Source organism: Nocardia sp. NPDC058640, from assembly GCF_042716995.1.
Lineage (GTDB): Bacteria > Actinomycetota > Actinomycetes > Mycobacteriales > Mycobacteriaceae > Nocardia.
Window position 1 is genome coordinate 23146 of record NZ_JBHXRG010000010.1, and the last position, 24188, is coordinate 47333.

Annotated in this window: 27 protein-coding genes; 18 read left to right on the forward strand and 9 right to left on the reverse strand. The window is 65.3% G+C overall.

Annotation, left to right across the window (positions count from 1 at the left end; all coding sequences use genetic code 11):
- The first annotated feature begins 46 nt into the window (after positions 1-46).
- Entirely contained in the window at positions 47-946 is a 900-nt protein-coding gene (locus tag ACFWU5_RS14260) for a lysophospholipid acyltransferase family protein (protein ID WP_379267458.1), read from the forward strand.
- Between the two features lie 64 nt (positions 947-1010).
- Here the strand turns inward: ACFWU5_RS14260 and lexA are convergent, their stop codons facing one another.
- On the reverse strand, positions 1011-1721 hold the full coding sequence (gene lexA / locus ACFWU5_RS14265; RefSeq protein WP_379240869.1) for a transcriptional repressor LexA: 711 nt from the start codon (positions 1719-1721) through the stop codon (positions 1011-1013).
- A gap of 232 nt (positions 1722-1953) precedes the next feature.
- Between lexA and ACFWU5_RS14270 the strand changes: the two genes are divergently transcribed.
- The 3 genes from ACFWU5_RS14270 to nrdR all read left to right on the forward strand — a co-directional run bounded on the left by ACFWU5_RS14270 (position 1954) and on the right by nrdR (position 4495).
- Positions 1954-2610, forward strand: coding sequence for a hypothetical protein (locus tag ACFWU5_RS14270; RefSeq protein WP_379240870.1), 657 nt, complete (start codon positions 1954-1956; stop codon positions 2608-2610).
- A 184-nt stretch (positions 2611-2794) separates the two neighbouring features.
- On the forward strand, positions 2795-3952 hold the full coding sequence (locus tag ACFWU5_RS14275; protein WP_379267459.1) for a hypothetical protein: 1158 nt from the start codon (positions 2795-2797) through the stop codon (positions 3950-3952).
- Positions 3953-4021: 69 nt separating this feature from the next.
- On the forward strand, positions 4022-4495 hold the full coding sequence (gene nrdR / locus ACFWU5_RS14280) for a transcriptional regulator NrdR (RefSeq protein WP_379267460.1): 474 nt from the start codon (positions 4022-4024) through the stop codon (positions 4493-4495).
- A 31-nt stretch (positions 4496-4526) separates the two neighbouring features.
- Here nrdR and hrpA read toward each other — a convergent pair whose 3' ends face one another.
- Complete coding sequence (gene hrpA / locus ACFWU5_RS14285) at positions 4527-8681, reverse strand: ATP-dependent RNA helicase HrpA (protein WP_379267461.1); 4155 nt, start codon at positions 8679-8681, stop codon at positions 4527-4529.
- A 231-nt stretch (positions 8682-8912) separates the two neighbouring features.
- On the opposite strand from hrpA, the gene ACFWU5_RS14290 reads away from it, so the two are divergent.
- Positions 8913-9581 (forward strand): Pr6Pr family membrane protein, encoded by a 669-nt coding sequence (locus tag ACFWU5_RS14290; RefSeq protein WP_379267462.1) that lies wholly within the window; start codon positions 8913-8915, stop codon positions 9579-9581.
- Between the two features lie 54 nt (positions 9582-9635).
- The gene (locus ACFWU5_RS14295) at positions 9636-10859 is read left to right on the forward strand and encodes an aspartate aminotransferase family protein (protein WP_379240875.1); all 1224 of its coding nucleotides are present in this window, start codon (positions 9636-9638) and stop codon (positions 10857-10859) included.
- Between the two features lie 80 nt (positions 10860-10939).
- On the opposite strand, the gene ACFWU5_RS14300 is transcribed toward ACFWU5_RS14295, so the two are convergent.
- The gene (locus ACFWU5_RS14300) at positions 10940-11287 is read right to left on the reverse strand and encodes a type II toxin-antitoxin system HicB family antitoxin (RefSeq protein ID WP_379240999.1); all 348 of its coding nucleotides are present in this window, start codon (positions 11285-11287) and stop codon (positions 10940-10942) included.
- Positions 11288-11807: 520 nt separating this feature from the next.
- On the opposite strand from ACFWU5_RS14300, the gene ACFWU5_RS14305 reads away from it, so the two are divergent.
- From ACFWU5_RS14305 to ACFWU5_RS14345, 9 genes are all read left to right on the forward strand, one after another.
- Positions 11808-12182 carry a hypothetical protein gene (locus ACFWU5_RS14305; RefSeq protein WP_379240876.1) on the forward strand — a complete coding sequence of 125 codons (375 nt, stop codon included), beginning with the start codon at positions 11808-11810 and terminating at the stop codon, positions 12180-12182.
- A complete protein-coding gene (locus tag ACFWU5_RS14310; protein ID WP_379240877.1) occupies positions 12179-12475 on the forward strand; it encodes a hypothetical protein in 297 nt (98 codons plus the stop codon). The genes ACFWU5_RS14305 and ACFWU5_RS14310 overlap by 4 nt, the downstream gene beginning before the upstream one ends.
- Positions 12476-12793 (forward strand): hypothetical protein, encoded by a 318-nt coding sequence (locus ACFWU5_RS14315; RefSeq protein WP_379240879.1) that lies wholly within the window; start codon positions 12476-12478, stop codon positions 12791-12793. It abuts the gene before it with no gap.
- 5 nt (positions 12794-12798) lie between these two features.
- Positions 12799-13563 (forward strand): hypothetical protein, encoded by a 765-nt coding sequence (locus ACFWU5_RS14320; protein ID WP_379267463.1) that lies wholly within the window; start codon positions 12799-12801, stop codon positions 13561-13563.
- A gap of 307 nt (positions 13564-13870) precedes the next feature.
- Positions 13871-14224, forward strand: coding sequence for a hypothetical protein (locus ACFWU5_RS14325; RefSeq protein ID WP_379240882.1), 354 nt, complete (start codon positions 13871-13873; stop codon positions 14222-14224).
- A gap of 122 nt (positions 14225-14346) precedes the next feature.
- Positions 14347-14904, forward strand: a complete 558-nt coding sequence (locus ACFWU5_RS14330) for a DUF3558 domain-containing protein (protein ID WP_379241000.1) — start codon at positions 14347-14349, stop codon at positions 14902-14904.
- A 13-nt stretch (positions 14905-14917) separates the two neighbouring features.
- Positions 14918-15298, forward strand: coding sequence for a hypothetical protein (locus ACFWU5_RS14335; protein WP_379240883.1), 381 nt, complete (start codon positions 14918-14920; stop codon positions 15296-15298).
- Complete coding sequence (locus ACFWU5_RS14340; RefSeq protein WP_379240884.1) at positions 15295-16599, forward strand: hypothetical protein; 1305 nt, start codon at positions 15295-15297, stop codon at positions 16597-16599. The genes ACFWU5_RS14335 and ACFWU5_RS14340 overlap by 4 nt, the downstream gene beginning before the upstream one ends.
- Positions 16586-17338: an ESX secretion-associated protein EspG gene (locus ACFWU5_RS14345; protein ID WP_379240886.1), complete on the forward strand. Its 753-nt coding sequence runs from the start codon at positions 16586-16588 to the stop codon at positions 17336-17338. The genes ACFWU5_RS14340 and ACFWU5_RS14345 overlap by 14 nt, the downstream gene beginning before the upstream one ends.
- A gap of 15 nt (positions 17339-17353) precedes the next feature.
- Here ACFWU5_RS14345 and ACFWU5_RS14350 read toward each other — a convergent pair whose 3' ends face one another.
- From ACFWU5_RS14350 to ACFWU5_RS14370, 5 genes are all read right to left on the reverse strand, one after another.
- Positions 17354-17998, reverse strand: a complete 645-nt coding sequence (locus tag ACFWU5_RS14350; protein ID WP_379267464.1) for a hypothetical protein — start codon at positions 17996-17998, stop codon at positions 17354-17356.
- Entirely contained in the window at positions 17979-18581 is a 603-nt protein-coding gene (locus ACFWU5_RS14355) for an energy-coupling factor transporter transmembrane component T family protein (protein ID WP_379267465.1), read from the reverse strand. The genes ACFWU5_RS14350 and ACFWU5_RS14355 overlap by 20 nt, the downstream gene beginning before the upstream one ends.
- Positions 18578-19258, reverse strand: coding sequence for an energy-coupling factor ABC transporter ATP-binding protein (locus ACFWU5_RS14360; protein ID WP_379267466.1), 681 nt, complete (start codon positions 19256-19258; stop codon positions 18578-18580). The genes ACFWU5_RS14355 and ACFWU5_RS14360 overlap by 4 nt, the downstream gene beginning before the upstream one ends.
- A gap of 12 nt (positions 19259-19270) precedes the next feature.
- Positions 19271-19864, reverse strand: coding sequence for a biotin transporter BioY (locus ACFWU5_RS14365; RefSeq protein WP_379240890.1), 594 nt, complete (start codon positions 19862-19864; stop codon positions 19271-19273).
- Positions 19865-19969: 105 nt separating this feature from the next.
- Positions 19970-20878, reverse strand: a complete 909-nt coding sequence (locus tag ACFWU5_RS14370; RefSeq protein ID WP_379267467.1) for a hydrogen peroxide-inducible genes activator — start codon at positions 20876-20878, stop codon at positions 19970-19972.
- Between the two features lie 92 nt (positions 20879-20970).
- On the opposite strand from ACFWU5_RS14370, the gene ACFWU5_RS14375 reads away from it, so the two are divergent.
- The 3 genes from ACFWU5_RS14375 to ACFWU5_RS14385 all read left to right on the forward strand — a co-directional run bounded on the left by ACFWU5_RS14375 (position 20971) and on the right by ACFWU5_RS14385 (position 22937).
- On the forward strand, positions 20971-21558 hold the full coding sequence (locus ACFWU5_RS14375; protein WP_379267468.1) for a peroxiredoxin: 588 nt from the start codon (positions 20971-20973) through the stop codon (positions 21556-21558).
- Positions 21559-21593: 35 nt separating this feature from the next.
- Complete coding sequence (locus tag ACFWU5_RS14380) at positions 21594-22133, forward strand: carboxymuconolactone decarboxylase family protein (RefSeq protein ID WP_379267469.1); 540 nt, start codon at positions 21594-21596, stop codon at positions 22131-22133.
- A 102-nt stretch (positions 22134-22235) separates the two neighbouring features.
- A complete protein-coding gene (locus ACFWU5_RS14385) occupies positions 22236-22937 on the forward strand; it encodes a PhzF family phenazine biosynthesis protein (protein ID WP_379267470.1) in 702 nt (233 codons plus the stop codon).
- Here the strand turns inward: ACFWU5_RS14385 and ACFWU5_RS14390 are convergent.
- Positions 22934-24145 carry a hypothetical protein gene (locus ACFWU5_RS14390; RefSeq protein WP_379267471.1) on the reverse strand — a complete coding sequence of 404 codons (1212 nt, stop codon included), beginning with the start codon at positions 24143-24145 and terminating at the stop codon, positions 22934-22936. The genes ACFWU5_RS14385 and ACFWU5_RS14390 overlap by 4 nt on opposite strands.
- Between the last annotated feature and the right edge of the window lie 43 nt (positions 24146-24188).

The following is a 24188-nucleotide window of genomic DNA, read 5'->3' on the forward strand; positions in this document are numbered from 1 at the left end:
GGCGTTTTCGGGCGCTATGGTCGATGGTCGACAGCAGGAGGGTGTTATGTCGAACGACAAGCAGGGCTCGGGAATTGTGATCGACGACAGGGTCGCCGCGCGTGACGGCGACCCTGTCCTGTCGGATGGGGCACCGTTGAATCCGGCGCCGGGCGTGTGGGACATGCGCGTGTTCGAGGCGTTGCTCGCGCCGCTGCGGGCGTGGACCAGCCCGAAATTCTATGGCCTGGAAAACATTCCGGCGCAGGGCCCGGTGCTGATCGTGGCCAACCACAATCTGCTGGGCGGGATCGATGCCCCGCTGATCCTGCCGGAGATCCTGCGTCAGCGCGGTCGGTTGGTGCGCGGCCTGGCCGAGCACGTGCTGATGGTGCCCGGCGTGCGGAACTTCCTGCACCACTACGGCGCGGTGCGCGGCACCCGCTCGAACTGCCTGGCGCTGCTGGAGCGCGGCGAGGCGGTGGTGGTGTTCCCCGGCGGTGGCCGCGAGGCGATCCGCAGGCAGGGCGAGAAGTACGTGCTCAAGTGGGAGGGCCGCACCGGTTTCGCTCGCATGGCGATCCAGGCCGGCGTCCCGATCGTGCCTCTGGCGATGATCGGCATCGACGACGCCTACGACATCGTCTTCGACGGCCAGCACCCGGTGATGCGCCCGCTGCGCTGGACCTGCAGCCTGCTGGGCATCAACCCGGAACTGAACCCGCCCCTGGTCAAGGGCATCGGCCCGACCATCGTGCCCCGCCCGGAACGGTTCTATTTCTCCGCGGGCACCCCCATCGACCCCACGGCGTGGATGGAAGCCGAAGACCTCGACGGCGCCGCCGCGGACCTGCGCGACGTGGTCCGCAAGGGCCTGGAAGAGGAACTGCAGTTCCTGTTCAACGAACGCGACCGCGACTCCGGCCGCACCCTGGCAGGCCGCCTGCGCAACGCCCTGCCGTTCTGACGCGAGCACGACAACGCCGCGGCGGACACGATGTCCGCCGCGGCGTCGTGCTGTGCGGAGTCCGCTAGATCTTGCGGATGACCGTGACGACCTTGCCCAGAATTTGCGCGTCGTTGCCGGGGATCGGTTCGAAGTGCGGGTTGTGCGGCATCAGCCACACGTCCTTGCCGGTGCGCTTGAACGTCTTCACCGTGGCCTCGCCGTCGATCATCGCCGCGACGATATCGCCGCCCTCGGCGACGTTCTGCTGACGCACCACCACGAAGTCGCCGTCGCAGATGGCCGCGTCGATCATCGACTGGCCCACGACCTTGAGCAGGAACAGCGAACCCTCGCCGACCAGTTCGCGCGGCAGCGGGAACACGTCCTCCACGGCCTGCTCGGCCAGGATCGGACCACCGGCGGCGATCCGGCCCAGCACCGGCACGAAGGTCGGGGTCGGGCGGCTGGGATCGGGCTCGTCGGGCTGCGGCAGCGTGGTGACCGAGCGCACCGCCTCGTCCAGACCGCGGACATTCACCGCGCGCGGACGATTCGGATCGCGGCGCAGATACCCCTTGCGTTCCAGCGCGCGCAGCTGATGCGCCACCGAGGAGGTGGACGTGAGCCCGACCGCGTCGCCGATCTCGCGGATGCTGGGCGGGTAGCCGCGCTCGGTCACCGAGGAACGAATGACATCGAGGACCGTGCGTTGACGCACGGTGAGATCCGCTCCGGATCCCGATGTGACGGTGCCGGTGCCGCTTTCGTCACCCGTGTCGTCTGTGTGGGTCACCGTGTCCCGCCCTTCTGAGTTGTCGAATTCGCCATCTCGAGGCTAGTCGGGCCACGCCGAACAATCAAACATCTGTTCGAGCATGTCGGGCGTTTCCTGCTGACATCCGCGCCGGGATCTGGTAGAAATCGAACATCAGTTCGTCGCACAGGTGTTCGAACAACGGGAGGCATCGCCGCCTCACCAGTACTTTCTCGCAGCAGCGGAGCACACCACCCCGGAGGTTCTTCCGATGAGCACAGCAACCAGCGCCCTGCGTTCCCTCGACTCCACCGCGGTCCCGGAGACCAAGCTCCGCCGTCGACGCAATGCCCGCACCGCACGACCTTTCGCTCTTGTACGACCCACTCTTTCGCGCCCGTCGGTGGATCGTGGCTTGCCTGCCGTGCCTCGCCCGTCGACCGAAGCCGATTCGACCATCGCGCGCGGCATTGTTCGATCCGGCGTGTTGGTCGGGGCGAACGACTCTTCCGTCGATATCGCCCGTGTCGCGCGTCGCATCGAACTCACCGACGCCGAACTGGATCTCGCCTTCGCCACCGTGCCGCGTAGCGCGCCGGCGTTTCGAACCCGCGACCTCGCGCGGCCCTCGTCGGATCGTGGCCCTCGTCATCGTGCGCCGCGCAGTGAACTGTCGCTGTATGCGCGCGGTTCGGTAGGTCCCGCCCGGCACGCGCGGGGTGCACATCCGCTGCACCGGATCGAACAGGCCAAAACCGGGTTCGCGGCTCTGGCGGTGACGGCGCTGGTCACCGCGCTGATCGTGGTGGCGTTTCTCGGGTTGGCGCATGTGCGGGCGGGAAGTTTCGTGGACCACGTCGACTCGTCGATTCCCGGAATCTCCGAGCAGGCGGGGTTACCGTCCGGCGGGATGCCCTCTCTCCGATAGCGCGAAAGCGGTTGCGCGAAAAGGGTTTCGAGTCGAAACCCCGCCCAAAACTAGAACACGTTGCTACGGTGCGAGCATCCTGAATCAGGGCGGGGGCCTTGATCGAAACCGGATGTGAGGTCCTGTGCGGCGCTTCTCGATCGCTCTACTTCTGAGCGTGCTGCTCGGTGTGTCACTCGCGCCTGTGGCACACGCGGAACCCACCTATCTCGATCTGCCCACCCTCAACGGCGACGGAGAATACGGCGGCGGCCTGCACCCGGACCTGCCCACCGCGCAGCAACCTCTCCTGGACTCACTGACCCAGGCCCGAGTCGACGGCATCGACCCAGCCCGCTATTCGACTCTGCTGCACCAGTATTGGCTCGTAGTCGCCACCGACAACGCCGCCATCGACCTCGACACTTGGGATATCAACCGTGGCGTAGCAGCCAACACCGCCACCTTCACCCAGGTGTACGTGAACTACTTCCGCATCGCCGCAGCCCGCCCCGACTTCTACTGGACAGGCCTGGCGGGCATCGCGGGCGGCTCCTTCGCCTCAGGTGTGTTCGATGTCGGCGATATCGGCACCGTGCTGTCGGTCGGCGGCATCCACCAACTCGGCTCCGCGGTGGCCGACCTGCTGCGCACCACCCCGCCGCAGCTGCTCACCGGCGTGCCCGCCGACATCACCGCCCTGGCCACCCTCGCCCCGCGCCTGACCCCGGCCGACCTGGCCTGGTACCAGTCGCGGCTGATGATCATGCAGAAGCACATCTTCACCGACCTGGTCCCGATGCACGAGGCCTACCTCGCCCACGGCATGGCGGGCATCGACGAGATGTACGCGGCGGGCCTGCTCGACGACCGCATGTACGCGGCCTGGCAGGGCATCGACGGCGGCACCGATTCCGGCCGTGCCGACGCGCTGGTCACCATGACCGATCGCGAACAGAACCACATCGTGGCCGACCAGTGGGATCAGACCGCCGCCGGTCGCGCGGGACTGGGTCGGGTGCTCACCTATGTCACCACCGTCGCGGGCAAACCTGGCGTGCCCGGCACCCGCGCGCCCGGCGTATACGCCCCGGTGACGGTGTGGTCGCCGATCGCCGCGGGCAGTCCGGTGGGGCTGCGGATGCCGCTGCCCGCGTTCAACTGGGCCGACCGCGACACCCGCTGGGCCTACCTCACCGCCGATCTGGTGCCCCGGCATCTGGACCTGGTCACCGACCCCGCGCACGCGGCGACCGTGTATCGCGAACCGTTCCCCGGCAAGCTGCACCGTGGCCGGATGCTGTCCCGGTTACCCGACATCATCGCGGACCTGACCACGCAATGGCAGGTTGTGCCCTCCTGACCGGTATCCTGTCAAGAGCCGTGGAACAACCAGGCACAAGAAATCGCGCATCGACGAAGGAACCCTCGGATGCATTGCCCGTACTGCCGACACCCCGACTCGCGCGTGGTCGACTCGCGGGAAGTCGAGGAGGGCACCGCGATCCGCCGCCGCCGTTCCTGCCCGTCGTGCACCCGCCGTTTCACCACGGTCGAGACCGCGATCCTGTCGGTGGTCAAGCGCAGTGGCGTGACCGAGCCGTTCAGCCGCGAAAAGGTGATCGTCGGCGTGCGCCGGGCCTGCCAGGGTCGCGAAGTCGACGACGACGCCCTGAACCTGCTCGCCCAGCAGGTCGAAGACGCGGTGCGCGCCACTGGTTCTCCCGAAGTGCCCAGTCACGAAGTCGGTCTGGCGATCCTGGGCCCCCTGCGCGACCTCGACGAGGTGGCGTACCTGCGCTTCGCGTCGGTGTACCGATCCTTCACCAGCGCAGCCGATTTCGAACGCGAGATCACCGAGATGCGGGCCGCGCGCGAAGCCGCCGCGGTCGCCACCACCGACTGATTGACGTTGTAGCCGTACAGAATTCGACAGGTCAGCGTCGAATAGTGCTGATGGCCTTCTCGATTCGCTTGGCCGACACCGGGTACGGCGTGCCCAGCTTCTGCGCGAACAGGCTCACCCGCAATTCCTCGATCATCCACCAGATCTCGGTGACGTCGCGGGCATTCTTGCGCCCGGGGGACAGGGCGCGCACGAGCTTGTCATAGGCGGCGAGCATCCGATCGACTTCCACCATCGCCTGCCGGTCACGCACCGCCGACCCCGGCAGCGACTCCAACCGCTGCGCCGCGGCGAGCAGATACCGGGGCAGTTCCAGCAACCGCACCCGCCCCCATTCGGCGACAAAACCGGGAAACAGCAGGTCATCGAGCTGCTGGCGGACATCATCGGCGATATCGGTCTCGAGGGTGTCGGCCAGCGCCGCACGCGCCTGCTGCGCCGCGGCCAGCACCGGCACAACGGTGCGAATCAGCGCCACGACCGCCGTCGACAGTTGCGGCCGGACTTTCTCGACCAGCTTGTCGAACTCGGCGGGCGTGCGAACCGGCCCACCCGCCTTGGCGATGAGTTCGTCGGCCGCGGCGACCCGACAGTCTTCGACCAGTTTTTCCAGGGAACCGTCCGGGTTCTGGCTCAGCGCCAGCCGATCGCGCGGCGGCAGCCCGGCCGTGACCGCACGGGTCGAGGTGGGGACCGCCGCGAGCAACAGGGTACGCACACCCGCGCGCATCGCCGCCGCCTGCTCACCGGGCGAGCTCAACACGCGCACCGCCACACCGTCACCCTCGGGCACCAGCGCCGGATACCCGGTCACGGTCTGCCCCGCGACCTCCCGACTCACGGTCGGCGCGACCGAACCTAGGGATTCCGACGTCCACACCGTGGCAGGCGCCCGCTCGGCACCGGCGGTCACCCGCGCGACCGACGCCGAAACCTGGTCGGCCAGTTGCACTTTCAGCTGCGGCAAGCTCTTGTTCTTGGCCAGCACCTTGCCCTGCTGATCGACCGCGGCGAACGTCATCCGCAGATGATCGGGCAGCGCGGCGGGGGACAGGTCGTCGGTGGTGATGGTGACCGAACCCAGTCGCGACAGTTCCCGCGACAACCCGGTGCGCAGCGGTTCGGCGCGCGGGGTCAGCCCACGCAGCGCCGCCGCCGCGAAGTCGGGCGCGGGAACTACCGCGCGCCGCAACGCTTTCGGCAGAGTCTTGATGAACGCGACGGCCAGTTCCTCGCGCATCCCGGGCACCAGCCAGTCGAAGCCGACCGCGCGCACGTGCGCGAGCTGCTCCACCGGAATGCGCGCGGTGACGCCGTCGTCGTCCTGGCCGGGTTCGAACTGGTAGGTCAGCGGGAAGCTGAGTTCACCCTGCCGCCAAGCGTCGGGGAAGTCTGTCGGGTCCAGTGCCGCGACACCGGCATTGACCACGGTGTCCGTCGAGAAGTCCAGCAGCGCAGGATCTTTGCGTTCGGTCTTGCGCCACCAACTGTCGAAATGCCGCACCGACACGATGTCGGCGGGCACGCGCTTGTCGTAGAACTCGAACAGCACCTCGTCGTCGACGAGCAGATCGCGCCGCCGCGCCCGATGCTCCAGATCGGCCACATCGTCGATCAGCGCGCGATTGCGTGCGAAGAACCCGTGCCGCGTCTGCCACTCACCCTGCACCAGGGCATGTCGGATGAACAGTTCCCGCGAAAGCTCCGGATCGATGCGCCCGAAGTCCACCGGCCGCCCGGTCACCAACGGCACGCCGTACAGCGTGGCCCGCTCGTAGGCCCGCGCCGAACCGCGCTTGGCCGACCAATGTGGTTCGGAGTAAGTACGTTTCACCAGATCGCCGGCCAGCCGCTCGGCCCACTCCGGCTCCACCTTCGCCGCGATCCGCCCCCACAGCCGCGAGGTCTCCACCAGCTCCGCCGCCATCACCCAGCGCGGCGCCTTCTTCGCCAGCGACGACCCGGGAAAGATCATGAACTTCGCGTTGCGCGCGCCGAGGAACTCGCGCGACTCCGCCTCGCGCACACCGATATGCGAGAGCATTCCGGCCAGCAGTGACTGGTGGATCTGGGTACTCGGCCACGGCATCGCGTCGTCGTGGGCCGAGTTGGTTGACGCCCCTGCGGGTTTCGCGTTGGTCGTTGCCGGCCGCTGCCCGCGCTGAGCTCCCTGGCCGGCGGTCGAATCTGCTGCCGGGCGTGGGGAATTTCCCCGCCCACGGCCTCGGCGCCCCCGTCCGCCGGCAGGGGCATCCGCCGACGCCGCGGGTTGATCGGTCTCGGTGTCCGCCCGGCCCGAACCAGCACTGTTCCAGCCCATCCCGCGCGCGATCGTGCGCAACTGACCGTGCAGATCCTGCCACTCCCTGATGCGCAGATAGTGCAAGAACTCGTCGCGGCACATCCGCCGGAACTGGTTGGAAGACAAAGACTTCCGTTGCTCGGTGAGGTAATCCCACAGTCGCAGATACGCCAAAAAATCCGAACCCTCGACCACGAAACGTGCGTGCTGGGCGTCAGCCGCCTGCTGATGCTCGACAGGACGCTCCCGCACATCCTGAATCGACAGCGCCGCAACAATAATCAGCACCTCATCGAGACACCCGTTGCGCTGAGCCTCGACGAGCATCCGCGCCATCCGCGGATCCACCGGCAGCTGCGCCATCTCCCGACCGATCGGCGTCAGCGTCAGATGCCCACCCGAATCAGTTTCGCCCACAACAGCTTTAGAGCTGCCATGCGCCAGCGCACCCAACTCCTCGAGCAACGCGATGCCGTCACGAATAGCCCGACGATCCGGTGCCTCCACGAACGGGAAACTCTCGATATCGCCCAGCCCCAGCGCCGTCATCTGCAGAATGACCGCCGCGAGATTGGTGCGCAGGATCTCCGGTTCGGTGAACGCGGGCCGCGCCTCGAAATCGTCCTCGGAATACAACCGAATACAGATACCGTCCGCGACACGACCACAACGCCCCGACCGCTGTCGCGCCGACGCCTGCGACACCTCTTCGATCGGCAGCCGCTGCACCTTCGTGCGCATCGAATACCGCGAAATACGTGCCGTACCAGGGTCGATCACGTACCGGATGCCGGGAACCGTCAGTGAAGTCTCGGCGACGTTGGTGGCCAGCACCACCCGTCGACCGGTATGCGGCGAGAACACCTTGTGCTGCTCGGCCGCCGACAGTCGTGCGTACAGCGGCACGATCTCGGTGCGCGGCAGTTTCAGGTCACGCAGGGCGTCGGCGGTATCGCGGATCTCGCGTTCGCCCGACAGGAACACCAGCACATCACCGTCGCCCTCGGCGAACAGTTCGACCACACCGTCGGCGATCGCGTCGGTGGGATCGCGGTCGACCACCCGCGAATCCTCATCGTCGTCAGCCCCGGGCAGTTCCAGCGACAGCGGTCGATACCGCAACTCCACCGGATAGGACCGCCCCGACACCTCCACGATCGGCGCCGGATCACCCTGCGCGTCGGCGAAATGCCGCGCGAACAGTTCGGGGTCGATGGTGGCGGAGGTGATGATCACCTTCAGATCGGGGCGCTGCGGCAGCAACTGCTTCAGATAGCCCAGCAGGAAGTCGATATTGAGGCTGCGTTCGTGCGCCTCGTCGATGATGATCGTGTCGTAGCGGCGCAGCATCCGGTCGCGCTGGATCTCCGCGAGCAGGATGCCGTCGGTCATGAGCTTGACCAGCGTGCGATCCGACGCGTGATCGGTGAACCGGACCGTGTACCCGACCACGTCACCCAGTTCGGTGCCCAGTTCCTCGGCGATGCGCTCGGCCACCGTGCGCGCGGCCAGGCGTCGCGGCTGCGTATGACCGATGGTGCCGCGGATGCCGCGACCGAGTTCGAGACAGATCTTCGGGATCTGGGTGGTCTTACCCGAACCCGTCTCACCGGCCACGATCACGACCTGGTTGGCGGCGATCGCGGCGGCGATATCGTCGCGCCGCGCCGACACCGGCAGCTGCTCGGGGTAGGTGATCTGCGGAAGCGCCGCGCGGCGATTGTCCACGCGGGTGGCGGCAGCGCTGATCTCCGCGTCGAGAGCGGGCAGGTCGTCGGGGCGAGCACGGTCGAGCTTGCGCCGGAGCCGGTGTTCGTCGCGCAGCGAGACCTCCGCCAGGCGGGTGCGCAGCGCGCGGGTTCCGGTATTAGCTGTGCTGGTCATTGCGTCTCCCAGACTAGCGAAGCCCGCCACCGATTTTCTCCCCGCGTCGACCGCTCGCCGCCGCGCGGAGACCAACGACACACCATGGTGCTCACTATCGGGCATCCGCGCGTCTGTGTGCGACGCGACGACCGAACTCCCGGTCGGTGTCGGCCGGTCGTGCGAAGATCCCGGCAGGAGCGCGCTCACGTCGACGACGCGGGGTGCTCGAGCACGGCGAACGGAGCGAGCATGAGCGGTCAGCGCGGAGTAGACCTGGCGCCTGTCCACGGTGCCCCGGCCTGGTGGATCAGGGCCTACCGGATCGGCTTCGGGCTGCTCGGGATCCTCGCGCTGGTGTGGATCCCGCTGCGCAATATCGACTCGGCCACCTTCTCGCTCACCAACTACCTGAGCTACTTCACCATCGAGTCCAACGTGCTGTCGGTGGTCGTACTGCTCGTGGGCGGCGCGCTCGCCCCGCGAAGTCCGCGCTGGCAGACCTTCCGCGGCGCGGTCACCCTCTACATGCTGATCACGATGGTCGTCTACGCCGTCCTGCTCGCCAACGTCGACGTGATGCTCACCGACAAGTGGATCAACGACGTCCTGCACCGCATCCTCCCGCTGGTGCTGCTGCTGGACTGGCTGTTCGTCCCGATGGCGAAACGCCTGCGCCCCACCCCCGCGCTGATCGGCCAATGGCTGATCTTCCCGGTCGTCTACGGCGTGTACAGCCTGATCCGCGGGCCGATCGTCGACTGGTACCCCTACCCGTTCATCGACCCCCGCGTGCAGGGTTGGGTGTCGCTGACGATCGGCTTGCTGGTGTTGCTGGTGGTGTTCGTCGTGCTCGCCGTCGCCATGGCAGGTCTGGGCGACCTACCGGCTCGGTGGCGCGAACGCAAGACCACAGACTGAGATAGCGGTGGGTCAGCTGCGGGGGCGCGAGCCCGGTGCGGTAAATGTGGACCCATGAATGCGCTCTGGCATGGATTCGCCGATATGGGTGCCGTCAATCGTGACGGTGCGTTCGTTGTCGCTCGCGGCGAGGGCGCGTACGTCTTCGACACCGCGGGCAAGCGGTACCTCGACGCCACCGCCGGGCTGTGGTTCGCCAACGTCGGGCACGGTCGCGGCGAGATCGCCGACGCGGTCGCCGACCAGCTGCGCACCATCGCGCACTACTCCAACTTCGGCGACCTCACCGAAGCCCCCACGCAGGAACTCGCCGAGAAACTGTCGTCGATCGCGCCCGTTCCCGGCAGCAAGATCTTCTTCACCTCCGGCGGTTCGGACTCGGTGGAGACCGCGGCCAAGCTGGCCCGCCGCTACTGGCACGAACAGGGCCGCCCCGACAAGAAGATCCTGGTCGGCCGCCGTCTGGCCTACCACGGCATGCACTACGCGAGCACCTCACTGGGTGGCCTGACGCCCAACAAAGAGGGCTACGGCGTGCTGGTGGAAGACACCCGCACCGTCGAATGGAACGACGCCAAGTCCCTGCTGGCCATGATCGAAGAGGTCGGCGCCGAGCAGATCGCCGCCTTCTTCTGCGAACCGATCATCGGCGCGGGCGGCGTGTACCTGCCCCCCGAGGGCTACCTGGCCGAGGTCCGTCAGATCTGCCGCGACCACGACATCCTGTTCGTGGCCGACGAGGTCGTCACCGGTTTCGGCCGCATCGGCGGCTCCTGGTTCGCCTCCACCCGCTTCGACCTGCAACCCGACCTGATGACCACCGCCAAGGGCCTGACGTCGGGCTACCTCCCCATGGGCGCGGTCTTCATCGCCCCCCACCTGGCCGAACCCTTCTTCGCCGGCGGCACCTGGTTCCGCCACGGCTACACCTACGGCGGCCATGCGGGCGCCGCCGCAGCAGCGCTGGCCAACCTGGCCATCATCGAACGCGAAGGCCTCGTAGAAGAAGCAGCCCGCCTCGAATCCACCCTCCACACCGCCCTGGCCCCCCTGGCCGACCACCCCCGCGTCGCCGAAGTCCGCAGCGGCCTCGGCGCGGTAGCAGCCGTCCAACTGGCCGACCCCTCCGAAGGCCCGGCCCTGGTGAAAACCCTGCGCGAACACGGCATCTCAGGCCGCGCCGCCGGCGCAGGCGCCATGCAGATCTCCCCGTCGTTCGTCATGACCGACGCCCAGGTCGCCGACCTGGCAGAAGGATTCGCCCGCGCCCTGGGCTGATCCCCACTCATCCACGCACCGGGCCCGCCAGCGAAACTCGCCGGCGGGCCCGGTGTCGTTCAGTGTTCGGGCCGCTTAGATCAACGTGCCGAAAGACGCTGATTCAGCAGCTGATTCAGGGACACCTTGGCCTCCTTGGCTTCGCGCACCAAGCGCGCGTGCAGTTCCGAGGTCGTCCGAACGATAAATTTCCCGCTGTAATTCTGTTCGGCCAGCGGCACGGGGATCGGCTCGTCGTTCACCGCAAGATCCTTGATGGTGTCGGCCACCAACTCGCGCATTCCATCGAGGGCTTGGGATTGGGTGGGCGCGACCCAGGACAGCGAGGGGAACTCGACGCACTGGGCGACGAACTCTTCATCCTCGGCCGACCACAGGACTCGATAGGCGTAGTGGGCAGGGTCGGGTAGGTGGTTGCGGTCGTACATCTCAGACACCCTCCTCCGGCTCCATCGTGCAACTTGTCGACCTGTGTCAAAGTAAATGGTATCGCCCGTGATACTGGGTAGCCACTATGCGACGTCGTGGTTGCCAGTCGAGGCACCCGGGGTCGGTGCCGACTGTGGTCGGCGTGGGCAAAGGCTCCCTCGGCAACGCAATCGCCTGGCCGATGGTGGGGACGCCAGTCAACATGGCGGAGCGCTGCACCGACTCGGCAATGTCGACCGGTGACTGAAATTGGCCGCCACCAACAGCATTCAGTCCTGATCGGTCCGCGATCACACAGCGCACCGATTGCCTCCGGTCGGACGAGGTGTCGTTCTTGCTGGTCCTGGGGGCGGATCGATGATTGGTTCATTTCGGACGTGGAGGGGCAGAGTCTGTGCAGTGGCAATCGTGTTGTCGGAGGTGTTGACAGCACCCCTGGGGCGGCAGGTAACCTCCACCCGGCGTCGGCCGGGCGGCGACAAGCGGTGTCCGGGATCCAGCGCACGGGGAGGCGGCCAGATGACGATCATGCATCGCGAGGAACTCGGCGAGCTGCTGGACCAGATCCATGACCAACTCGACACGTTTCGGGCCCGGGCTTCGCGCGCGGTCTCGACGGCGTCGCGCGAGTCGTTCACCGGGTACTCGAACGACCGACGGGTGATGGCAGTCGTGAGCGGCGACGGGCAGACCGTCCGCGACATTCGGATGAAGCAAGGATTCGGCGACCTCAGCCGACCAGCCTGGCTCCTCGCCGACGACATAGACCTGGCGTGCCAAGGGATCGTAGAGGCGATTAACAACGCACGGAAAGAAGCGGTTGATCAGTCGATCAAGGCTCTGGCGGAAGAATTCCCTGAAGCATTCGAACTTCTGAAGGATCTCAAAGAGTGACCGATTTCGATGAATTATACGCATTGACGCAAGAGCTGAACAGAAATTTTGACCGCACGGTCGGCAGGGTTAAGCGAGGGGAGTCACTGCCTCACCAGCAGCGACATACTGTCCCGATTGTTGACGCATATGTTGACGCAGAGTACGGCTCACTGACGATTGATGGCGTCGGCCAGCTGTTCGATATCCAGCTCGACGCCTACGAAGTATCTCAATCGAATGAGAGTCAGATAGTCGCGCTGATTTTGCAAACCGTGAATAGCGCGCTCAGTAGCAGGACAGGGGGAGATTAAGTGACCGACCTGAGTGTATGTCCGCAGGCATTGAGGATGCAGGCCCGCGAGATCGGGGATTGCTCGGTTCATTACACCACGTCTGCTGCGCGTGTTGGCGAGCATCGGCTTTCGCCACTGGCTCTGGGTGCGCTTGGCCGAGATATCGTCCAACACTTCAATGATATGAGCCTGAATGTCAGTAATAAACTGAAGGACAGCGCCGCGACAGTTCAATCCGCCGCAGATGGAATCCATGCGTGCGCAACGCACTTTGAGGGCATGGATGATGACTATTATCGCAAGTTTGGTTACATCAACGAGACTCTGGGGTACTGAGCGCTATGGGAAGCAGGACAACAAAAGGGTATCCCGTCCCAGCTGATCACAACCCAGGCAAGCTGCCCGAGGAGTTGATCTTTCCATGGGGTGCGGCGGGCACGCTCGTTACAACTGCCGAGCGGATTGGGGTGCCGGGAGTCCGTGAACTGATCGATGGCATTCAGGCGATGTTAGGAAATCCTAATGAGGCCTCTGAAACCACTACCGCCTGGCAAAGTGCCGTGCAGGAACTGACGTCGGCTGTGGACGGCAGCGGTACCAACAATATTGGGCTCTTGACGGCCAAGGACGAGCTGGGTGCACGTTGGAACGGCGGGGCGCGAGAGGCTGCAGTAGCCTATGTCGAGCGCGTCGTCACGACGACGAATGCGATCCGCGATTCCATTAAGAACATGGCGACGAAGGTTGACGAACTCCGTTCTATTATTATTATGATGAACTACAAGGAGGCAATTAAGCTTATCAGTGAATACGCCCAGATTGTTGTCGAGACCACCGGAGGTCTTATTTCATACGCTGATGACCTCCTAAAATTCGATCCAACTGGTGTTGTTGCGACAGTGACAAAGACGATTTCGAAGTTCGTAGAACTGGCCAGCGCGAAAGTGCAGGCGGTCATCGATTTTCGAGATCAGGTCGTCACGGTTATCAATGGTATTAAGAATGAAGCCGCCGCCATTCCCGTGCAATCGGGAATAGCCCCGGCCGCGCTCGATAAGGGCGCATGGCAGCCGCGAAAGCCTACTGGAAAGGCATTCGGTGAATAGGAATTCGATCCGTCTACCGCTAGTGGTTGCGTGTGGTGTCGCTCTTGCTGCGTGTAGCAACGATGGATCATCGGAAATCGCCCGGTTTGATCGAACCCCGAAATCCTGTGTCGCACTGTCGAAGTTCACTGCCTCTTCGATCTCGGATTACGCTGGCTCGATATACAAAAATGTGGAGCTTTCTCGGGTGAACCTTGACGAGCTCCCTCCCACTTCTGGTGCTCGGGATTACGGATGCGATGTCCACTTCCTTGCTGCCAGCGTCACTCATGGACCGCCGGGAACGCCTATCACGCGATCGATCAATGTGTCGTTCAAGCTGTATGACTCTGGGGTATCGGGTGCGGAGGAAAGCTTCCAGATCTCGCGCGACGCAGCCACTGGCAAACCCAAGGTTTCAGCGGCCAAGGCGGTTGCTGGAATTGGAGACGAGGGATACGTGGTCGATGATTCCAGCCTGAGTTCGGCCAAGACGACGGTCACCTTCCGCTCGAGCAACCTGGTCGTCAGGGTCGGTGCCAGCGGTGACGACTTTGGTGCGAGCGGGATGGATGATGGATCCCCCTCGTCCGAGCTGGTGTCGGGTGTCCACAATGCGGCCGAGGCAATTGCTCGCGCAGTGGCTACGAATCTCGAGCCGATCGTCAACGACATCGGCTAGCAGGCTCTAGCCGCAGCTCGGTCGAGGAGGTCGATGTGATGAACGCGAGTACGCTCAAAGCTGCTGCACAGGACGAAGATTCAGTAGTCCCGGTGCGCCGGTCACACAGAGGGGGAAAGTTCATGTGGTCATGGCGGAACGCCATCCCAGCTCTCGCTGCCGTGGGTGTCCTGGTCGGCGGATGTAGTGACCCGGAACTGACTCGTACGGCGCAGTCGAGCACCACTGTTGCGGCAACAACGAGCGTTGATGCGGACGCAAGCCTCTGGGACCCCTGTCTGCTGGCCGATTCTGCGGTGTCCGCAGCGGGCCTCAACACCTCGACTAAGGAGAAGGACGTAGCCGGCGTCGACTTCGAGGATTGGAAGGTGTGCGGGTGGGACGACGCAAAGAAGACCTACTCGTTGACGGTGTACTCGACGAACCACACTCCGGCAGAGCTAAGGCAGCGCTCCGACCGAGGCGAGTTTGTTGATACGAAGTTGGGCGACCGCCCCGCGCTGCAATACCGAACACTGGGCTCAAGTCGTGACTATTCGTGCTCGATCGCAACTGACGCGAGCTTCGGGCTTATCGATTTCGACGTCTTGGTCCGACACAGTGCGCGTGACAAAGTTCCTGACCCGTGTGCGGAAGTTCGGCGTGTAGCTGAGGCTTTGGTTTCCGGGCTGCCAAAATAATCTAGGGGGCTAGGTGTCGTTCAATATTGATCCGTCAGAATGGCAGCGGCTGAATACCCGAGCTGCGGCAGGAGAGCTTTCGATACACCCAGACGTTGGCCAAAACCTTGCGAAGGTATGCGACGACCACATCGATGTGCTGGAGAACGTGCTCAAGAAGTCCAGACAGGTCGAGAACATCACCGGCTTTGGCACATTCAGCTCCAGTCAAGTGCTCGAGAAAAAATTCTCGTTGACCGCAGTCGGCGGTGATCGGTCTCTCGACGACGCGATCCGTCAGCACATTGAGGCCGTAACGGCAGCAAAAGAGGCTGTCCTCAAGGCCGTCGCGAACTACAAAGCCCAAGACGATTACAACGCAGGTCAATTTGACGGTCTCGGGGGAAACGGATGACCTACGAGGAATATCGAGACAAGGTGATCGCTGCACAGGAGCAGTGGAACCAAGAACGCAGCGGAATCTACCTGATGCAGAATCTCGCCCAGTTCTCATCGATCTTCGGCGGTGGTGAGACGCAGCCGAATAAGCTCACTGTTCCAGACGGGTTCGATGGCATGTCTCTGACCGAGATGCAGAACGCGGTATCGGCGATGAAGCCAAGTATCGTGAACGACGCGTCGGAGGTGTGGGACACGATCTGTCAGGATCTGTCGACATCGCTCACCACGTTCAACAAGGCGTTCGAGGCCACGGTCAACGAGAAGGACGGTTGGTCAGGCGAGGCGGCAACGGCTGTCGTTTCCGCCGTGACCAACTATGCGAAACAGTCGAGCACGCTGCCCGCAGCGGCGCTCGCGGTAAGTCTGAAGCTCGCTGAGATGCGGACGGGTCTCGAGCAGACTCAGGCACTGATGCCCGGAATCACTGTGCGCCCCAGCAACACTGGAAAGACGTTGCCCGCTGACGGAGATCTGAAGATGGACGATTACACCACCGTGGAGGCGGAGGAAGAGTCGCGGCGGATCTTGCGTACTGTTTACAGCCAGGTCGCGGTCCAGTCCGATACCGGCGTTCCGTTCATGCCAGCCGCACCGAAGATTGCAGACGGTGGGGGCGACCAGGCTGTTGTGGGTGGCGATCGGGGTGGCAAGACCGGCGGAGATCCTGGTGGCGCGAGCAGCGAACACGGGGCGGATGGTGGGACACCCGAGACGGGCAGTACGCCGGAGACCGCTGCACCAGACAATGAGGTCGACGAATCACCGTCGAACTCGCCCGAATTGGCGTCGAAGGACGAAACGTCTGCAGCATCATCGGCGTCTCCTTCGACCACCACCCCCGCTCAAACAGGCGTACCGTCAGCCGCCACGCCTACAGCCCAGAGTCCCACCGCAACGACACCTTTGGTTGCCACGCCGGGTGTAGGGCGCGGCGGAGGCGGTGCTCCGGGAGCAGGACGCGACGGTGCCGGAGGTGCGCCCACTGCGGGTCGTGCGCAGCCGGGCACACCGACGAGTGACCGCGCTGCAGCGTCGGGAGCCCGTTCCGCGGCGGCGGCAACGGGCCGAGCGGGGATGTCGGGCATGGGCGGTATGGGTGCACCTGGTGCGGGTCGCGGTCAGGACGAATCCGAGGGTAAGGGCATTCCTGATTACCTGATCAACCAGGACAACGGTGATCGACTTACCGGAATCAACGAGGTCGAGACAGTAATCCCAGTGATCGGTGGGAAGCCGGACCGTGCACAAAGCTAGGTTCTCCGCGCAGGAGTTTCAGATCCTCTGGTCTGCGTATGGCCGCGATCGTCTGCCTTATCCACTCCGATTCCGCCCCGCGACCAGTGACTTCTATGAACTGAAGCAGGATCGTGAACGCGCGGTGGAAAGCCTGCTCGCAAAGTACGACCCATCGATTGAGCGTGCCCTCGACACGCTGGTCAATCCTGCGGCCCGGATCGAGTCGAAAGGTTTTGCTGGGCACGATAACTCCCGGATCATCCGGTTCTACGGCGCGATCCGTGACACGGTAGGGGCCACGCTCGACCAGGAACCAGGGCCGTCCGGTGACAATGGTGGCGCTGTGGTGCTCAGCTACGGAACTGCCGATGAAGTTGCCGATTCCGCGGTCGCCACGCTACCCGCGCGCGAGCCTGGCACCCGAGCGCCGATCGAAGTTCGCCGCGAGCGGATTGCCGCAGAAGACGAGTACTTCGAGTTCCGCGTCGGTGCGTTGAGCGCCGTCGACCAGCTCGATCTGATGTTCGGACGTCCACGGTCCGCGTATGGCGAGATTGCCGCATACGCAGGCGGTGCGCTCGACGCGCGGCCGTCGGCGTCGGTGCGTACGTTCTGGTGGATGGACTATCCCGACGGTCGTTACTACGTCCGCACCGGTGACCCAATCATCGCCGAACCGCTCGACAGCGCTCGCATGACCGCCGGTATTCGCGCGATGCTCCACCGCGCACAGCGCCAGCACTCAAACCTAGACTGACTAGTCGGGAAGCCTTCAGACCGAGTGCTGGCGCACAACACCGAATTCGGCAGTGCTGGTGGAGAACGCATCGATCGCTGCGCTCTCGGTCAGCGGCACTGTCGCATGGCCGACGGTCGATGCCAGCACGAAACCACTGCTGTAGAGGACAGGCACGGCGCGATTGGCTACCTGTCGGGTCAGCTCATGAAGGTCCGCGACCTCCGCTTCGGTAGATCCGGGGCCATGCCGCAGCCCGACCATACGGTGAGGGAGTCCGACGATGTCGACCCATAATTCCTCGGTGTCATCGGGCGTGGTGACCGTGAGACCGGCCTCGGATAGGATGGTCGCGACCTCGTCGCGCATACGGACCAACCCGAGGATCAGATCTAAGTCGTCGGCCAATGCTGTTTCGGCGAACTCCGCCCGAATCACCTCGTCGTCGGCTCCTTGCTTATGGAGGACATCGACAGCGGCGATCACGTCGTAGTCGGCCTGACCCAATTCATGATGAACCTCCTTCCAGCGCTGGATCGACGCGGCCAACAACAACTGCGCAGCAGGTTCCTCCCAGTCAGGGTTCATGACCTGACCGTAGTGCGAAGTCGGGCGTTGAGCGATGACCTGGACGCGTCGGGCGGCCAGCGGCGCGATTGAGTCAGTCGTCGTCGACCCCACGCGCGGCCAGGGCTTCGCCCATCGCGTCGGCGGTCCGCAAGGCGCGTACCAGCACTGGCGTGACCAACGCTGTCGTGGACCAGGAGACGCCTCGTGCTCGTCGCGCCTCGCCGACGTCGTGGACGATCTGCGTCAGGAGGGGAACGCACCGAATAGCCAGTGCGAGAAGTAGACTCACTCGCTCTGGGTTCACGCCGATGCGGCGCAGTGGGTTCAATGCGCGGGTCAGGGCGTCGAGCATGTCGGTGACGCGTGTGGTGACGGTGACCAGTGCGGCGAGAGCGACTGAGACCAGCAGTACTCCGCAGACCACCACCGCTCGCGCGGGTGAGGTGGTGAGTAGTTGGAATGCGCCGATGATCGCTGTCATCCACAGCACCGGGCGGATCTGAGCGAAGGCCACTCGCCAGGAAATGTGTGCCAGCGCAAACAAACTCGCCACGACCGCCACCGCGATAACCACTGCTAGCGGGGTGCGTACGAACACCGTCATCGCGAGGATCGCGACCACCAACAGTGCCAGTTTCGATCCGGCGGGCATTCGGTGCAGCAGCGAGTTGCCGGGGCAGTAGAGGCCAATCATTCGATGAGTTGCCGATACGCGTCGATCGCCTCGGCGGGTGGGCCGTCGAAGACGACAGAACCGTTGTCCAACACCACGACTCGATCGAAGCCGTCGAGCAATCCCAGTTGGTGGGTCACCACGATCACCTGCTGATCGAGGGAGTTCAGCGCCTCGGAAACCCGGCGTGCGTTGCGCAGATCGAGCAAGGTTGTCGGTTCGTCGGCGACGATCACCTCGGGTTCGCGAATCAGCGCGGAACCGATCGCGAGGAGTTGCTTCTGCCCGCCGGACAGTAGGTGCGCGGGGTGGTCGGGGTGTGCGGCCAGGCCGAAGCGGTCCAGCATTCGCTGCACGCGTTCCGCGACTTCCGCCTTGCTCAGACCGCTGCGCCGCAGCGAGAACGCCAGATCCTCGGCGACCGTCGGCATCACGATCTGCGTATCGGGGTCGGTGAACACGAACCCGACCTTGCGCCGCACCTGCGCGCCCTTGCGGGCGACGTCGAGCCCGTCGACGGTGACGGTGCCGGTCGACGGTTTCAACAACCCGTTGAGCATCCGGGCCAGCGTCGACTTCCCCGACCCGTTGGCACCGATGAACCCCACCCGACGCTCGGTGATGCGCAACGAGATATCGCGCAGCACGGTCCGGTCACCGAAGTGGTGACCGACCGCGTCGACGACGATCTCGCTCACGACAGGCGCCGATTACGCACGGATCAGTCCGGGATACGCGCGGTGCACGCCCTTGGCGACCACCGTGGCGACCACGACCTTGGCCAGGTCGCCGGGCACGAACGCGAAGTTGGTCGACACCGCCGCCCACACGCCGAGATCGGTGCGCAGCAGCAGGCCCGCGGTTCCGAACAGGTAGATGACCACGATGCCGCCCAGTGCGTTGATCAGCAGGCCGAGCCACAGCGGGTACTTCGGCAGGATCAGCGCGGTGAGCAAGCCGATGACCAGCGTCGCCGGGATCCAACCGGTCAGGTAGCCGGCGGTCGGCGAGGCCAGTGCGGTCAGGCCGGTGCGGCCGCCGGACAGCAGGGGCAGGCCGATCATGGTCAGCGCGATGAACACCGCGACGGCGGCGGTGCCCTTGCGCGCGCCCAGGATCGCGCCGGTGAGGATCACGCCCAGCGTCTGCAGGGTGATCGGTACACCGCTGAACCCGACGGTGATCGCGCCGGGCAGTCCCAGCGCCGCGATCAGGGCCGCGAACACCGCGATCTGCGCCAGATCCCTTGCGGTGAACAGGGTGGCCCGCTTCGGGGAGTTCTCGACTTCGGGCACGGCAGCCATCCTTCACAGCAGAATTGAACGACGTTCAAAATAGCAGGCGAGCTGCGCGAGCGCACGGGCGGAAGGGGAGACGCGCGCACTTCCGCGGCGCCGCCAGCGGGCGCGTCAGAAGGGTCGCTTGGAGCGGATGACCGCGGCCAAGAACTCGTAGTCGGCAGCCCGCGCCGACGACGACCGGAACACCAGTCCCACCGTGCGGCCCGGCGCGGGCGCGGCGAAGCGCGCGGTGTCCAGGGTGCCGCGCGCGGTTTCCGACGGCACCGCCATCTCCGGAATCAGCGTCACACCCAGCCCACCCGCCACACACTGCACGACCGTGGTCAGCGACGCGGCGCGGGTGTCGCCGACCGCGCCGGGGTACACGTCGGCCGAGCGGCACAGGTCAAGGGTCTGATCGCGCAGGCAGTGCCCTTCGTCCAGTAGCAACAGCGGCAGGTCGGTCAGCTCGGGCGCGGACAGGTCGGTGCGCCCAGCCAGCGCGTGCCCGCGCGGGGTGACCAACACGAATTCCTCACTGTAGAGCGGGATTTCGAGCAAACCGCTCGTCTCGGTGGGCAGCGCCAGCACCGCGACATCGAGCACTCCGGTGCGCAAACCGTCCAGCAGTCGGGAGGTCTGATCCTCCACCACATGCGGCACGACGCCGGGCAGTTTGGCGCGCAATTCGGGCAGCAGCTCCGGCAGCACGTACGGCGCGACGGTGGGGATGATGCCCAGGCGAAGCGTGCCGCCGAGGGTGTCACCGGTGGCCGTGGCGACGAAGCGATCCGCGGCTTCCAGGGTTGCCATGGCCTGCGGCAGCAGCCGGGTTCCGGCGGCGGTGACCAGCACGCGACGGGTGCTGCGCTCGATCAACTGCAGCCCGAGCCCGTTTTCCAGTGATGCCAGTGCCTGCGACAACGTGGGTTGGCTCACAGATAGCCGGGCCGCGGCGGTGCCGAAATGCCGGTATTCGGCCACGGCCACGAACGCACGCAGCTGCGACAGGGTTGGCTGATAAGTCTGATCACTCACACCTATCAGTGTACGGGTAACAATCGGCTTTACCTTTTAGTAGGCTGCGATCAAGCACAACGAATCCACACCACGAATGAGGAGACGAACGCATGGCTCTGCTGACCATCGGCGACCAGTTCCCGGCATACAACCTCAAGGCCGTCATCGGCGGCGACCTGTCGAAGGTCGACGCGCAGCAGCCCGACGATTACTTCACCCAGATCACCAGCGACGATCACGCCGGCAAGTGGCGCATCGTGTTCTTCTGGCCCAAGGACTTCACCTTCGTGTGCCCCACCGAGATCGCCGCGTTCGGCAAGCTGAACGAGGAGTTCGCCGACCGTGACGCCCAGGTCCTTGGTGCCTCGGTGGACAACGAGTTCGTGCACTTCCAGTGGCGTGCGCAGCACGACGAGCTCAAGACCCTGCCGTTCCCGATGCTGTCGGACCTCAAGCGTGAACTGGCCGCCGCCACCGGCGTGCTCAACGCCGACGGTGTCGCCGACCGCGCGACCTTCATCGTCGACCCCAACAACGAGGTGCAGTTCGTCTCGGTGACCGCCGGATCGGTCGGCCGCAACGTCGACGAGGTGCTGCGCGTGCTGGACGCCCTGCAGTCCGACGAGCTGTGCGCCTGCAACTGGAAGAAGGGCGACCCGACCATCAACGCGGGCGAGTTGCTCACCGCCAGCGTCTGATTCACCCATCGAACATCTGAAGGAGCCCCACTGATATGAGCATCGAGAACCTGAAGAACTCTCTCCCCGAGTACGCCAAGGACCTCAAGCTCAACCTGTCCTCGCTGGCCCGCACCACGGTGCTGTCCGAGCAGCAACTGTGGGGCACTCTGCTGGCGTCGGCCGCCGCGACCCGGTCGGCCACGACGCTGCGCGAGATCGCCGAAGAGGCCGCCGATGTGCTGTCCGCGGAGGCGTACGACGCCGCGCTGGGTGCCGCCTCGATCATGGGCATGAACAACGTGTTCTACCGGGGCAAGGCGTTCCTGGACGGTCGTTACGACGACCTGCGTGCGGGTCTGCGGATGAACATCATCGGCAACCCCGGCGTGGACAAGGTCGATTTCGAGCTGTGGTCGTTCGCGGTCTCCTCGATCAACGGATGCGCGCACTGCCTCGAGGCGCACGAGAAGACGCTGCGCGAGGCCGATGTGTCGCGCGAGGTGATCTTCGAAGCGCTGCGCGCGGCGGCGATCGTGGCCGGTGTCGGCCAGGCGGTCGCGTCGACCGAGGCGCTGGCTTCGGCCGCCGTCTGATTTCTCCACGTGGTACGGCCTCGATCCGGATTGTCCGGGTCGGGGCCGTTTCTCGTCGGCGGGTCCGTCAATGCCGCTTGCGGGGCCGGTAGGCTTTCGATCATGAATGCACACGATGTGCCCGATGCCCCGGACATTCAGGTAGAGGTCGTCCGAGTGTTCACCGACCCGGCCGGAAATCTCGGCAATGCGCTGGGGGTCGCCCGCGCCGGTGATGTGGTCGCGTTGGACAAGCAGTTGCTCGCCGCCCGTCTGGGTTTCAGTGAGACCACGGTGGTCTCCGATCCCGTCGACGGCGTCGCCGACGTTCGCATCTACACACCCGCGGTGGAACTGCCCTTCGCCGGCCATCCGACCGTCGGCACGGCTTGGTGGCTGGACGTGCAGCGCACGCCGGTACACACGTTGAACGTGCCCGCCGGCGCGGTCGCGGTGACCCAAGCCGATGGCCTGACCTGGATCACCGCGCGTGCGGAGTGGGCGCCGAAATTCACCTTCCAGCAACTGGATTCGGTCGAACAGCTCGCGGCGTTGTCACCCGGCGACTACACCGAGGGTCAGCATTACTTCTGGGCGTGGACCGACGAGTCACGCGGTGCGCTGCGGTCGCGGATGTTCGCGCCCGCGATGGGCATCGCCGAAGACGAGGCGACCGGGGCAGCGGCGGTCGCGCTGACCGCACAGTTGCGTCGCGGGCTGATCATCACGCAGGGCCAGGGTTCGCAGCTGTACACGGAGTGGGACTCCGACGGCTGGGTTCGCCTGGGCGGGCGGGTCGTCGAAGACCACGTGGTGGTGCTCTAACCGTCGGGTTGAACACCGAAGCGGCGCAGCCACGGCGGGCGGGTCGTCCAGTGGCCGCGCCGTGGTGGCGCGTCGGTGCCCAGGTCGGCGAGGATGCGCGTTTCGAGGTTGCGGGGCGGGGTGTGTTGGTCGTCGGCGGCCAGTAAGGCCAGCACCTCGTGCACGCCGCGCACGCGAGTGGCGAACTGGGACACGCTGTTCGGGGTGAGTTTGCTCTCGATGTGGTGATGTTCGAGTTCGGCCACGGCGTCCAGTGCGTACGCGTCGGCCAGTGACAGCACCGAACCGGGCGGGGACCACTGTTGCTGCGCGGTCCAGCGATCGATGCGCTGTTCGGCCAGCCGCTCGATACTTTCGGCCAGCAATCTGGTGACCATCGGGACGCGTAAGCCCAGCTCGCGGCTGATCGCGCGGTAGGTGCGGCCGCCGTAGTAGGCGAGGACGAAGACTTCGCAGCGGCTGTCGAGGGGGTCTTCGAAGCCCAGTCGGGCCGCGGCCGCCAGCCAGGGGATGTCGTCGCCACGGCGGTCCAGGCGCAGGCGTTGGATGGCCAGGCGGTGGATTTGGGCCAGCAGCCAGGATTGGTCGGCGGGGATGGATGGGGTGTCGAGGTCGGGCTCGGTTGATTCAGAGTAGGGATCGCGGGTGCCGTCGGAGCTCGGGATCTGGTCGGGCTCGGTGCATTCCGGCGCGGGGCGTTCCGGTTCGGCTTGGTCGACCAGGCGGGAGCCGTCCGGGGTGTAGATGACACCGCGGCCGAAGGTGACGTCCAGTGAGCCGTTGGTGTAGTCGACCAGGTCGGAGCGAGGTCCGGACGCGGCGAATGCCGAACGACCCCACGGGGTGCCCAGGTCCGGGCGCGAGGACTGGTCCGTTCGAAACTGGTTCTCGGATTCGACGGCGGGAGAGCCGGATGCCGGTGCGGCAGAATGCGATTCGATAGGCGGGGAAGCGTAGTCGTCAGCAATCGGGTCGTCGTCGACGATCCACTGTGCGGCCCGCACACGTCGATACCCCTCGCGGACAACATCTTCGGCCGCACCACGACGGTGCAACACCCGCAGCGCCAACCCGAACGCGGCGGCACCGGTGGCTCGGTACAACTCCCGCATCTGTTCGCGATCGTCCGGCCCCGCGGCGATCTCGGGCACGCGAGAGCCCGCACCACGAACCCCTGGCGCCGGTTGGGGACCGCGCTGCCCACTCATCGTCGAATTCCTGCCCGCACAAAGGCAATTCGCAGCGCGAGCG